Source organism: Nostoc sp. (assembly GCF_036918245.1).
Taxonomy (GTDB): Bacteria; Cyanobacteriota; Cyanobacteriia; order Cyanobacteriales; family Nostocaceae; genus Nostoc.
In genome coordinates, this window is record NZ_JBALEF010000094.1 from 153394 (window position 1) to 167090 (window position 13697).

Annotated in this window: 7 protein-coding genes; 1 reads left to right on the forward strand and 6 read right to left on the reverse strand. The window is 42.4% G+C overall.

Annotated elements, in window-relative coordinates; genetic code table 11:
- Positions 1-127: 127 nt before the first annotated feature.
- From V7L12_RS27185 to gloA, 6 genes are all read right to left on the reverse strand, one after another.
- Positions 128-847, reverse strand: a complete 720-nt coding sequence (locus V7L12_RS27185) for a type II secretion system protein (RefSeq protein ID WP_335089097.1) — start codon at positions 845-847, stop codon at positions 128-130.
- Positions 848-875: 28 nt separating this feature from the next.
- Positions 876-1940, reverse strand: coding sequence for a hormogonium polysaccharide secretion pseudopilin HpsC (hpsC, locus tag V7L12_RS27190; RefSeq protein ID WP_335089099.1), 1065 nt, complete (start codon positions 1938-1940; stop codon positions 876-878).
- Between the two features lie 128 nt (positions 1941-2068).
- Entirely contained in the window at positions 2069-2776 is a 708-nt protein-coding gene (gene hpsB / locus V7L12_RS27195) for a hormogonium polysaccharide secretion pseudopilin HpsB (protein ID WP_335089101.1), read from the reverse strand.
- Positions 2777-2816: 40 nt separating this feature from the next.
- Entirely contained in the window at positions 2817-7751 is a 4935-nt protein-coding gene (hpsA, locus tag V7L12_RS27200) for a hormogonium polysaccharide biosynthesis protein HpsA (RefSeq protein WP_335089103.1), read from the reverse strand.
- A 782-nt stretch (positions 7752-8533) separates the two neighbouring features.
- Entirely contained in the window at positions 8534-11176 is a 2643-nt protein-coding gene (gene clpB, locus V7L12_RS27205) for an ATP-dependent chaperone ClpB (protein ID WP_335089105.1), read from the reverse strand.
- Positions 11177-11695: 519 nt separating this feature from the next.
- Positions 11696-12130, reverse strand: a complete 435-nt coding sequence (gene gloA / locus V7L12_RS27210) for a lactoylglutathione lyase (RefSeq protein ID WP_334825565.1) — start codon at positions 12128-12130, stop codon at positions 11696-11698.
- Between the two features lie 256 nt (positions 12131-12386).
- On the opposite strand from gloA, the gene eno reads away from it, so the two are divergent.
- Positions 12387-13676, forward strand: coding sequence for a phosphopyruvate hydratase (gene eno, locus V7L12_RS27215; protein WP_335089106.1), 1290 nt, complete (start codon positions 12387-12389; stop codon positions 13674-13676).
- The last annotated feature ends 21 nt before the right edge of the window (positions 13677-13697 follow it).

Here is a 13697-nt window from a genome sequence, read left to right on the forward strand (position 1 = left end):
ATCAGTGGCTCTTAAATAAATATATCAAATATTAAAACTGCACATGATGTTTCAATTTTGCTATCAACGTGCAGTTTAATGTTCAGCAATATTACGTATTTTAAATAAATAGTGGTATTTAAATTACTTAACTGCATTTATCATCTTTTGCTGTCAGCATTGAGCCTAAGAGAGTTTTCACGATCACACATCGCTTTACGCTACTAGCCAATGTAGGATTTGCAGAGCTTGGTACAGCTATTACTATTTTTAACCCAGGTGGCTCTGTACCTGCTGCCACTGTTCCAAAGTTATTTGGCAGAGTTAGAGCTCCCATATAGTCAAAGGTAATTTTTGCTGATGTACTTAAAGGATAGGATACAGGAGAATTAGTAGTAGTATTAGCAATGTTTTCCCCACTAAGATTTCCGCCCAGCAAAAATTTATCAGAATTGGCTCCTACATCGGCCGCTAAAGGTTTCCATGTCCATGTGCTGATTGCAGCATCGGTACGATAAATAGCAACCTCTACATTTTGGGTTGTGCTATTTCTCTGAAAACTGACACTGTAGCTAAGTTTTTTGTTTTTAGCTTCACGTTGTGCTTGTTGCAGTGCAGCGAAAACCGCGTCGTTAACCTTATTTATCCGTTGCCGATTTACAAAGGCAACCCAACCAGGAGCTGCGATCGCTGCTAAAATTCCTACCAATAGCATTACTACTATTAATTCTATCAGGCTAAAACCAGCATCCTTTTGGAAGTATGGGAATACGTAGCGAAGTCTGTTTGCTAAACATTGCGGTTTTGGTGTTTCCACTACAAATCGTTTAGGAATTTTGTTTAACCTCAATAAAGCTGCACTATGCATACAATACCTTTGATTGATTAGCTAGAGGTTATTTAGTAAATAAAAATCCGTGTCCTTGTACCCGAATGCTCGAACTTGGAAAATAAGTTTTTGTGCTATTGTTATAACTCGGGTTATTATTTTGCAGACGAGCAAGTGCATTACCTCTGATGTACACCTGTGCTAATACTTCGTTGGCATCGACACAAGCAAAAAATCCACTTTTTTGATCGCCTACAAGTTTTGAACCAGGGTTTGTACCAGGGCAATCTGTAGCGGCAGCAGGTGAAGCGACAGTACCAGTGTTAATTGTAAAGCCAGGGGCAGTGGTGCTAATGTAATCAACCAAAATCACAACTGGAACTGGATTATCAGTAGAAGAAGAGTAATTTTCTGATGCACCTAATGCAGTCTGCCATTGATTCATTTTGTCTTTGAGCGTAGCACCGCTCTTATTTAGTGGTGGTGCATTAAATCCAGGATTAAATTTTTTTCCGGGGTTATCATTAGCATAAGCTGCATTCACTGGGCCTCGAAGTTCAAACCTACCAATCCGTGCTTCTTGAGACCAGGTAGGGTTGTCCTTATTTGGATTTGTGATTAAGTAGTATGCTACCAATGAATAAGCAAAACCATCATCTAAATTTGTGGCACCAGTCTGAGTACTGGAAGTAATCCCAACACTATCAGCTATAAGCTGACGTTTCCAAAAAACAAGTATTGGTGTACAAACACTCGGATTGCTGCCGCTAGTAGGGCTACAGCTAGAAGCGGATTTGATTGGTGGTATTTGGTCTGCAATGCCTGAACTACTAATAGTAGTAGTATTTGTGTTTCTGGTAACACCATCAGCATCATAAATGTAAACCGCTTGCTCTAAGTCGCGAGCAATATAATCTAATGCTGCTTGGATTTCTTGCTCAGAAGTTGCCTTGGCTTGTTCTTTGCGATCGCCATCTAGAATATTAATCATAAAGGCCATTAAAGGTGTTATGATTAACACTGCCATTATCATAGCTACTAGCAACTCAATCAGTGTAAAGCCGCTAATTGTTTTATTTATTCCAGAGCTTTTTAATTGAGTACTCAGGATAAATTTCAGTGAATTTATCATACTGCGGTTTCCCTTTTGTTGACAGATATTTAAGAATAGACTTCTTGCATAAATATTTATTTGCGTCACGCAGAGGCGTATGAGAAAGATTCTAAAATTGGAAATTTTGCAAGAAGTCTAATTAAAATTCAATTGCAACCGCCCGTGTAGCGGGCGCAGAGGTCGCTGTATTTAGGCACAGTGTCATTGATATCTGTTGTCATTTCCACTATAGGTGCTTTGCGCTGACCAACGCCTCCGGTAAAAGTAGCTTGTGTTGTCTTAGTTGTGGAAGTGTTCTTGAGTAGAGTAGTGGTTTCTTTGAAAGCATCAGCTCTGTAAACCCGCACACCTAAAGCATATCCTGCGCTGGAAGTGTTGTTATTTGGACGAAAACCCTGTACAACCATATCTGTGACACTGGTACTTTCACACGTACCACTGCCATCAAAATCTATGCAGTACAAATTTGTTGTGGTGGCTGAGGTCGTTGTCGTTGTACAGTAAGAGTTTGCTGTACAGCTAAAGCTACCAGAAGGTGTGGGAGCAGCAAAATCTGTGAGGGCAGTGTTACTAGCAGGGGGTGCTGGAGCGGCAATTTTCTTAGTCTTCACCGCATCAATGTATGATTTGGCAGCTTGTGTGGCTAATTCTATCCGTCTGGATTGTATACGGGTTGCTACTGACAGCGAAAGAACAGGTGCGATCGCAACTAGCAAAATGCTAACTACAAGTATCGCTACCAAAGATTCAATAATTGTGAAACCCCCTTCGCTATGTCGTAGGTAGAATACAGATGTATTACCTACTTCAGTTGCCTGTAACCCTTGTTTGTTACCTTTTTTCCCTATCAACATGGCAATTTACCTAATCTAATATTTATGGCATTTATAGTGCTTATTCAGATGGTATGGATGGACAGCCACTTGGGCGATATTCATTAGGAACTGCGTTCGCGTAATCTATTGTCACTCCTGTTGCTGGGATAGCTGTCTGGTTACTAGCTTCACCAGCACAGAGCAATGTTTTCACCCAGGTATCATCTCGACCAACTTCTCTAAAGAACTCATTTGGGCGACCTGTTGGAGGCGCTGTAAACCTTTGGGCAAACAAGTCTGGTTGCTCTGACAACAGACCAACATCAAACCCCCACTTTCTATTTGGTGCTGCATAGAAAGGTAACAGACCACTAGCGTTTCGAGTTGGGTAAGTGTCTAATGAGTAGTCAAAAATGCTGAGATTATAGTCTTTAGAAGCAGTAGCACTGGATTGTCTATTTGTGAAAATGGGTGCAATTGGCGCAGTGGAGAAGCTACTCCGTTTTAATTGAATAAAGCTACCGCTGATTTTGGCTTTTTTAGTATCCCAGTTTTCCAAAAACCGCACAAAGTTTTGCAAACCTGATGAGATTTCATCTGTTCTACTGGGACTATTTCCTACTACAAAGGTGGTATTAAATATAGTGTCAGTTGCCTGTTGTAGCCAATTAGACTTAAAGTCATCTCCTGAGGCTACATCGGTTGCATCCGTTCTCAAGTTAGGGGGATTCCTTTTTGCATCATGAATTTCTAAGACTGGTACTAAGAGCGGTTGATTGTCCAAATCAGGACTACCATCACCGTTAGCATCAATGGGGGGAAAATAGAATAGTGGTTTGTCACTTGCGTATTTTGCTTCGTCTATGTCTCCTGGGTTAGTTATACTATTTGTGGTTCTAAACCAGAGACCGCGGATGTTAGTGTCTGTTAAACCGTAATTAGTACCATAAGTACATCCATTATTGCTATAACCAGTACCAGTAGTATCCAAGGGGCAACCTACACCCATCGGTTTGTAAATACCAGGACTGCTTGTAACCAGGTTGTTGCTATTATCACGGGCAAATGCAACTCGACGGGGGTAAAGACGATCTGTAGCCAGAGTAGCTTGCAGAGATAAATAATTTGTACTTGTATCACCAGACCCCAAGCGCTCTCTGATTTTCTTGTTACCAGTAGTAGCAGTTCCGTATGCGGTAGTATTCCACCAATTTGAATTAATACTAGTAGTGCCGCTTGGAGCTGCAGCAAGTATGGCTTGACCCAACTGATACGTCTTGATGTCTCTTTCAGTCAGCGCTACACTAGTACCTAACACTGTGTAATTCTGTAAAGTAGTACTTAAAACACCATCACCGTTTATATCAAACCCAACAACCCAATCTCCAGAACCGCACTCTGAAACTAGTAACTTACGGCACATTTCCATGACATACAAGGGTTGACCAGTAACCTTGCGCTGAACTGGAGTCACTCCATTTACTAAGTAAGAGCCGAGAGAAATGCCAGTAGAAATAACGCTAGTGTCTAGTCTGGGATTACCATCACTTGTCCAAAAAGAACTGGTAGAATAGGCATTTTCCCAAAAACCATTTTTCAGACGATTTCGTCTTTTATCATTTAAAGTGGCTAATAAAGTAGATGAAGGCGTGGGACGGGCACTTAAGCCATCCTCTACAGTAATGCCAGTGTTATTGTTCAAATCGTAGTCTGCGTATCTCCGTACACCATCAACGAAACTGCCAGAAAGCAAGGTCATTGAATCGGCAATAATCGTTGCTGGTCTCCAAAGGTCGCCCCCAGAAGTAGGGCAGCCGGTTCTTCCTGCACGACAGGCAAAGTCAGTATTGGCAGTACTGCGATCATAAAAGTTGGTACTTGCTGACTCTGTTTCTGTAAATTCCTCAATTTCTGTAGTGCTTGTTGTACTTGTACGGTGCAGATTGAAGTCGCCCTTAATATATGCGGGCAAATTTGTTACTAAAATCAAACCTTTTTCTTTAGCAATGTAAGTATTAGCACTAGTTCTTGCTAAAGTTCCCCCATTAATCAGACGAATGCCATTTGGGCGACGAGTTGAGTCTAGCCGAAAATCAGTTGGGCTGAGTAACTCTTTTTCGCTAGTTGTATCACTCTCATCGGGCAAAGCATCATCCCTAGTTGCATAAATAATGCCACTGTAAGGCAATAAATACTCGTTAGTTGTTATTGCTGTAGTGGCTATACCAATCGCAGTGGAACTTAAATCAATGTCTGTGACGCGAATTTCTAAAGGTTGACGCTGTTCTAAATCTAAATTGTATGTGGTTGGTGAGCCTGATGTACTTATCTGCTTAACTTCCCTACCATCAAGAAAAGTTGCTTCTTTGATTGCACCGTGTTTAGGCTGGTTAGTAGGAGTAGTAACGAAAGTAGTTGTAGAGTCCAGAATTGAAACAGCACAAAGGGCTGTGTCAATTGCTGAATAATCAGCTAGCTGCAAACCTGTACTAGGTACTGTAGTATTAGTTCCAATTTTTAGTAGAGCATCTTGTAAAGGTTTATTAACCGAACGCCCGTTGGGGAATTTCAAGTTGGCTTGTCGTTGTAGACGAGTCTTATTACTCGTAAAAAATGCGCCTCTTCCATTTGTCGGGTAATCGTAAACAACACCATTGTTTGACCTGCCGTTAGTACCACTCAAAGGTAGTGTAGGTGTATTATTTTTTGTCTCCTCGGTTGAGGGATCGTAGTAGCTACTTACACAAGCGATCGGTTCTTGGTCAGTGCCATAATCTACTTTGTAGTGATAAACAGCGGTGGCTCGCATGAGTAGATCGCCTTTGAGACCAGTAGTATCTCCAGGTGTTGACATCGGCATTGTGTCAGGCCAGACAACTGTAATATCACCTGGAACTGGTGCTGGTAAAAATGAATTAGCACGTCGTGGGTAAAACGGGCCAGTTGTTGTGTTTACAGTACTACCAATACCATCTACATAAATACCTGCACCAGTAACAATCCGCACACCACCCACGTTATCTAAATCGTTTATGGGATTTGCTGCGGCATTTTCTTCCCAAAAGCCATTACGGTCAGATAGACCTAAGTCAGTAACTGCCTGTATTTGAGTGTTACGCCATCTTGCTGGTGGTTCTGAACCATATCTAGTCCAGTTAATCGCAGTGCCAGAACTGTTCAAAATTGGCTGTTCAGCCTCTGAACCAACATATTTTCCGTCTTTTAGCCACAGAGCAGGGAGGTTATTGCCGACAAAAACGCGATCGCCTAATTTGGTTTGAACGCCTTCTTTCTTTTGTAAATTTGGTTGTGTGGCTTCTAGCTTAGATGTATCTACAGAGGGTGTTGTTACACCAGTGAACTCGTTACTGGATGTTAGTGGTTGCCTCCAACTTGCCTGAGGTTCTAAAGTGGCAGCAATAGCAGTATATCCAGTTGTTGCACCTGATCCAGTGGCGTCTGACACTTCTGCAAAAGGTACTCGACGAGTACGATTTTGCAAATAAATTTGTATTTCGTCGTAAAGGATATTTTTGGCTGTCGTAGCATCATCAGTACTTAGTACTTTAACATCGACGTTGGTTTTCACATCTGCCGGATAACCACTTGCAGCAACAGCCGCTTTAAGAGTGCTACCGCTAGTTGCGCTATTGCAATCTGTGCATAAAGCCTTCGCAGTAGTCTTCATTGCAGCAATGCGTAGATTATATGCCGCATCGTTGAATCCGATACTACTACCACCAGTAGCGCTTGTAGATTTATTCGTGCTGTTAATTGCAGCAGTGCTGATACTCTTCCCAAAACCTTGGTATAGGTCAACGGTTACATCATTATTACTAGTTTGAGCGAGGCTACCATTTCCGACGTTCCCCCCAACGCTAATTTGCCCGTTCTCTTGATTGTAAAAACAGGATGTTTTGCTGCTAACTTGCCGGAAAGTTATATTACCGTCACTATCAATAACCCCTACTAGCAAGTTACCATTGGTGTGAACTCTTCCATTTAAAAGTAACTCTGTACTACCAACTATGACTTCTAGATCATTTTCAAAGAAAACAGCGTTATTTGCTAGAGGAACGCGACTACGGTCTTGCTGAAACTCTAGTGCTACAACACTTTTGTTACCTTTGTATGGCTCAGAATTATTTTGATTAATACTAGGTGTAGTAGTTGTTGGCAGACTATCATAAACTTGTTCAGTAATCGGCACGTTAACGGTATAAACAAAGAAGCTTTTACCCAGATTGCCACTATTTAATTTATACCAACTAGAATTGCCCACTAAGCTAGAAAAACCAGATGCATTACACTGCTGGTTTGACGCATCATTATCCATTGGTGGGGTTCTCGCATCTAGGGGTTTTCTTTCGCGATTAAACTGCCCTGTAGTAGAGTCTCTACTGGGTGAGCGAAAGAAGATTCCATAAAGAGTAAAAGTATCTTTTTTGCCGTTATTATCTGTGTCAACGGCATATTTCCAAGCTGTTTTTAGTGTTTCATCATACTCTATTGGTGTGGTGCTGGTTGGATTTTGAATGCCCGCAGTATTAGCAGTGCCATCAGGTTTTAAAGGAAGTTCAAAAGCCAGCTTCAGGCGAGTTTCATCACCAAGTCTATATTTGTCTTTTTTAAAAGCATCATATAAGGCGCTATCAGTAGGAGTTCCTCGTGGTAGTGTTGGGTCTTCTATTAATGCATCTAATTTAGCTCTAGCACGATCAATCGCTGGCGTAGCAGCGTTAAGCACAGCCTCATTAACACGGACATTACTAGCATTTTTAGAGCGTTCAAAAGACCGAAACAAAATTGCAGTTGTTAACAGCACGACTACCAAAACTACCATCGCCACTGTTGGCAACACAAAGCCAGAATTAACCGAACTGCGTCTTCTTCGAGTACCAGAAATAATTCGCAAAATCCAAATAATCTGCTTATTAATTGCAGATAAAAATTGCTTGCTAATTTTTCTGAAGGTTTTCTTAATTACCTTGAATAGCTGACGTTTTCGAGACATAGCTGCTTCCTAGTCAAGTGGATATAGGGTATTTTATATTTTCCAAAATCTTCATTGATGCCTATCAAGTATTTGTCCAGAATCAAATAAGACGATATTTATTTAATTCTTCTATTTGTCCTTACTAACTTCCAATAAAGTAGCTATAACAAAAGATAATTTATTAAAGTTATATCATTTATAAATTGTTCATTTTATCCGGTAAACACTGATTTTTTCAGAATTATTTAGTTCAAGTCTGATAAATAATAAGAGCATTACTTCACAGTATATTTGCGTAAATGTGTTTTATTTGAAGACAAATTTATGAAGATGTTGTCAGCAGAGTAGGCTTATAATACCCATCTGTTAAAGAAAAGATATCAGGGAGATGCAAAATAATCAGATGTGCGGCTTAGATTCCCGACTTCTTTAATTAAGAAGTCAGGAATCTTGTTGTTCACATTGCTTTGATTAATTACTAATTACTCATTAGTACACCTTGGCGTAAATCCCACTACCACCTTTAACAGCAAGCAAGCTTCTGGCACAAGGTACGAAAAATTAGTACCCTGTGGCAGAAGCTACTAGGCATCATAGATGCAACACGCAGTTACATTAATGTTAAAAAGGGTGGTTATAAACCGCAACTATACGGGGTTTAACCACCTCCGTGGGTTTCAAACCCTCAATTATTCTTAGACTTTGTTTGTCTATCTAAGCCAGTTTGGTTTTCTCCCTACAACCCTTTGGATACGGCAGGCGCTAGCTTCTCCTGTTGAGTGAAGGGGAGACGCCAAGTACTATGTAGCAATTTGTGGTACTGACACCTTTACCAGCATTTTTTTGCTAAAAGACAGACCGTTTTCATTTTTGTCAATGATAATCGTGTCTCCAGAGATAAAAGTATTTTCCAATAATTTGGTGGCAAGGGGGTTTTCTACTTCTCGCTGAATTGCCCGTTTGAGTGGGCGGGCACCGTAAACTGGGTCATAGCCTGATTCAACAAGGTAATCGCAGGCTGATTGTGATATCTCAAAGAAGATTTTTTGCTCGCGGAGGAGATTTTCTACCCGCTTGAGTTGAATGCGGATGATCTGCCGCATTTCTGTGCGATTTAGTGTATGGAAGAGAATAATATCATCGACGCGGTTGAGAAATTCCGGGCGGAAATGCGATCGCAAGTTTTCCATTACTCGCTTCCGCATCGTTTCATACTTGGAATCATCACCAGATACATCCAAAATATGTTCGCTACCAATGTTACTGGTCATAACAATGACGGTGTTGCGAAAATCTACCGTCCTTCCCTGAGAGTCAGTAATTCTTCCATCATCTAACACCTGCAATAAAATATTGAACACATCGGGGTGTGCCTTTTCCACTTCATCCAGCAGTACTACTGAGTAAGGACGGCGGCGAACCGCCTCGGAAAGTTGACCGCCTTCTTCATAACCTATGTATCCTGGAGGCGCACCCACTAAGCGAGAAACTGAGTGTTTTTCCATATACTCAGACATATCCAAGCGCACCAATGCATCATCAGAATCAAAGAGAAACTGAGCTAAAGCACGGGCGAGTTCGGTTTTACCCACACCTGTTGGGCCCATGAACAAAAATGAACCAATAGGACGAGAGGGATCTTTCATCCCCGCACGGGCGCGGCGAATTGCGGCTGCTACTGCTTCTACAGCCTCTTCTTGCCCAATGACTCGTTGATGCAAATGACTTTCTAATTGCAGTAATTTTTGTCGTTCCGATTCCAACAAGCGATTGACGGGGATTCCTGTCCACTTTGCGACAATTTCGGCAATATCGGCTTCGGTGACTTGTTCTCGCAGCAACGTGGAACCTTGGTTTTGAATTTCTAAAAGGCTCGCTTCTTTGGCTTCGCGCTCGTGCTGCACTCCCTCCAATTTGCCATACTTCAGTTGGGCAGCTTTATTTAGATCATAGGCGCGTTCTGCCTGTTCAATTTGCACTCGCAGCGCATCTTCTTCTTTCTTTAAGGCGCTTATCGCCTCCAATATCTGCTTTTCACCTTGCCATTGCTCATTAAATATTTGCTGTTTTTCCGTTAAATTGGCAATTTCTTGTTCAATGCGCTCTAAACGTTCTTTCGTTTGCGGAGTACCCTTTTCTTCGCCAGCTAATGACAGCTTTTCCATTTCTAACTGCATGAGGCGGCGATCGATGGTTTCCAATTCGGCTGGTTTGGAGGTAATCTCCATTTTCAACTGTGCTGCTGCTTCATCCACTAAGTCAATAGCTTTATCTGGTAAGAAGCGATCGCTAATATAACGTGCTGATAAAGTGGCTGCTGCTACCAAAGCCGAATCAGAAATTTTGACGTTGTGATGCACTTCATAGCGTTCTTTCAACCCCCGCAGAATCGAAATAGTATTTTCCACACTTGGCTGATCGACAAATACTTGCTGAAAGCGGCGTTCTAGGGCAGCGTCTTTCTCAATGTGTTTGCGGAACTCGTCGAGGGTAGTCGCGCCAATACAACGTAGTTCTCCTCGCGCCAGCATTGGTTTGAGCAAATTTCCCGCATCCATTGCCCCTTGTTGGCTGGAACCTGCGCCGACTACGGTATGTAGTTCGTCAATAAACAGAACAATGTCACCGTTAGATTCAGTAACTTCCTTGAGAACCGCTTTTAGACGTTCTTCAAATTCACCCCGTAATTTTGCTCCAGCAATTAAACTGCCGATATCTAACGAGATCAACTTGCGGTTTTTCAGAGATTCAGGAACATCACCGTTTACCATCCGTTGTGCTAAAGCTTCTGCGATCGCAGTTTTACCTACCCCAGGTTCACCAATGAGTACGGGGTTATTTTTGCTACGACGAGACAATACTTGAATTACCCGCCGAATTTCGTCATCCCGCCCGATTACCGGGTCGAGTTTTCCCGCTTTTGCCTGTTCTGTCAAATCTCTGCCAAATTTTTGTAAGGCGTCATAGCGGGATTCTGGGGTTTGATCTGTCACCTTTTGGCTACCACGAATAGTTTTGATAGTGGCTTCGAGTTTAGGTGCATCCGCACTAAAGCCTTTGAGTATCTTTCGTCCAATGCGATCGTCTTCAGCAAAGGCCAAAAGTATGTGTTCCACGGAAATGTAGGAGTCTTTCATCCTGGCTCTAGCTTCCTCGGCTCGGTCTAGTAAAATATCTAAATTGCGGCTAAGGTAAAGCTGATCGCTTTTACCAACTTTGGGCTGGCGTTGGGTAAAGGCTTCTAGTTGCTGCTGCAAGCGGATTGGATCGACCTCAGATCGAGCCAGGATACGTATTGCTAGACTAGTGGGTTCTTCTAACAGGGCAATAATTAAATGTTCAACATCTAGTTGCTGTTGTTGATAAGCACGGACTATATCCTGAGATTTAACAATTGCTTCCCAGGCTTTATCAGTAAATTTATTTGGATCTGTAGGTTGCATCTTTAGAATTTTGGAATTTGGATTTTTAGTTTAAGGATTGGGGATTATTAAAGGGAGTAGGGAGTTGGGAGTGGTTGTAACCCTACTCCTTAATACCCAGATAATTATCCAAACATTCTCAGCGTATATCCGCGTGTATCTCCGGTGGCAATTTAGGATTGATAATTTGGTGATAGTTTAATCTACTACCTATCTCCTAATTTAAAACGAAAACACTGTTCTGAGCGGACTTTGCCAGATGGTGTTATTGGAGCGATGTCTAAGACGGGCTATTCGGTGTCGCTCTTCGTGTTGCTGATACTAATAGGATTTACGCAGAGGAGATTCCCTAACCCGCCTAAAAAGGGGAGGCAAAAAGGGAAAAGTCTCGCGCATTCGGGTTTATCGGCACGAAACGCCAGTGTGCGGGAAGAATCAATCGACCCGCTTCTGCTTCAACTTTCCAAGACATCGGTGGGTATTTTCCTACAGCTTTATTGCCTTCAATACAGAAGCGCTACATATTCTTAATTATAAGAATTACTGACTCACAAGTTGCTCTTGTGATTCCTGTTTAGCTGCTGAACCTTGAGTTCCCAGTTGAATCAGTTCAATTTTATACCCATCTGGATCTTCCACAAAAGCAATTACTGTCGAACCATGTTTCATCGGTCCTGGTTCGCGCACAACTTTACCGGCTTGATTGCGGATTTCCTCACACGTAGCGTAAATATCATCAACGCCAAGGGCAATGTGACCGTAAGCATTACCCAATTCGTACTTTTCTACACCCCAGTTGTAGGTTAGTTCTATCACAGTATTGTCGCTTTCATCGCCGTAACCAATAAAAGCCAGGGTAAATTCTCCCCCTGGATAATCTTTTCGGCGCAGTAATTTCATTCCCAGAAGTTCACAGTAAAACTTTAAGGACTCTTCAAGGTTGCCCACCCGTAGCATCGTGTGTAGTAATCGCATATTGACCTTTTCTCTGTAATTGATTTAGTCTTATTCTCTGCCAACATTTTACCTAGCTGAAAGTCTTCAGGTAGAAATGCCATCAGGAAAGAATTAAATAAACATTCTCTTACCCATTTTTGGTGTTGCTCCCGATCCAGACAATGGAAATCTTCTTTAATCTCAGCCGAGAAAGTCGCTTAACCGCCTATGCTAGCGATTGGGTTAGGCAACTGGACTGGATGCGTAACACACTCGAATAAAGGATAAAGTACAGATGAGTAAATTTCTAGATACTGCCATTGAGGCGATCGCAGCCTGTGAAATTCTTGATTCTCGCGGTAGACCGACAATTGAAGCCGAAGTGCATTTAGCTAACGGCGTTGTCGGACTGGCGCAAGTTCCCAGTGGTGCCTCTACTGGCACTTTTGAAGCTCACGAACTGCGTGATGGCGATAAAAGCCGTTATGGGGGCAAAGGCGTACTCAAAGCAGTACAAAACGTCAGAGAAGCACTTGCACCAAAATTGTTAGGCTTGGATGCCCTCAACCAAGAACTGCTAGACCGCACAATGATTGCGATAGATGGTTCTGCTAACAAATCCAATTTGGGGGCTAATGCGATTTTGGGGGTTTCCTTAGCAGCTGCTAAAGCTGGTGCTGAGTCTCTAGAAATTCCTCTATATCGCTATTTGGGTGGCCCTTTAGCGAATTTGCTGCCAGTGCCGTTGATGAACGTGATTAACGGTGGCGCACACGCCTCAAATAACGTGGATTTTCAAGAGTTTATGATTGTCCCAATTGGCGCAACTTCCTTCCGGGAAGCATTGCGCTGGGGTGCAGAGGTGTTTGCTACCCTCAGTCAAGTGTTAGATGAAAAGGGTTTGCTTACTGGTGTCGGTGATGAAGGCGGTTTTGCCCCTAACCTAGAGTCTAATCAGGTGGCTTTGGAATTGCTAGTTGCTGCCATTAAGAAAGCTGGTTACAAACCAGGGGAACAAGTAGCTTTGGCGTTGGATGTGGCGGCTAGCGAATTTTACAAGAATGGTCAGTATGTTTACGATGGTAAACCTCACGCATCGGCTGAATTTATTGATTATTTAGGACAACTAGTTGACCAATACCCAATTGTGTCAATTGAGGATGGCTTACACGAAGAAGATTGGCAAAGTTGGCAATTGCTGACCCAGAAGTTAGGTTCGCGGGTGCAGTTGGTAGGGGATGATTTATTTGTAACGAACGCCACGCGCTTGCAAAGAGGTATTCAAGAAAAAGCTGCCAATGCCATTTTGATTAAACTCAATCAAATTGGTTCGCTTACTGAAACTTTGGAAACGATTGATTTGGCAACTCGCAATAGTATCCGTTCAGTAATTAGCCATCGTTCTGGTGAAACAGAAGATACAACGATCGCTGATTTAGCTGTAGCAACCCGTGCCGGTCAAATCAAAACAGGTTCTCTGTGTCGCAGCGAACGAGTAGCAAAATATAATCGCTTGCTGCGAATTGAAGATCAACTAGGCGATCGCGCCGTTTATGCTGGTGCTGTGGGGTTAGGGCCGAAGTAGCGAGTAGGGAATAGGGAATAG

Excerpts from the sequence above, each read along its gene's own strand:
- V7L12_RS27185 (WP_335089097.1), bottom strand. The coding sequence starts at position 847 with ATGCATAGTGCAGCTTTATTGAGGTTAAACAAAATTCCTAAACGATTT.
- hpsC (WP_335089099.1), bottom strand. The coding sequence starts at position 1,940 with ATGATAAATTCACTGAAATTTATCCTGAGTACTCAATTAAAAAGCTCT.
- hpsB (WP_335089101.1), bottom strand. The coding sequence starts at position 2,776 with ATGTTGATAGGGAAAAAAGGTAACAAACAAGGGTTACAGGCAACTGAA.
- hpsA (WP_335089103.1), bottom strand. The coding sequence starts at position 7,751 with ATGTCTCGAAAACGTCAGCTATTCAAGGTAATTAAGAAAACCTTCAGA.
- clpB (WP_335089105.1), bottom strand. The coding sequence starts at position 11,176 with ATGCAACCTACAGATCCAAATAAATTTACTGATAAAGCCTGGGAAGCA.
- gloA (WP_334825565.1), bottom strand. The coding sequence starts at position 12,130 with ATGCGATTACTACACACGATGCTACGGGTGGGCAACCTTGAAGAGTCC.
- eno (WP_335089106.1), top strand. The coding sequence starts at position 12,387 with ATGAGTAAATTTCTAGATACTGCCATTGAGGCGATCGCAGCCTGTGAA.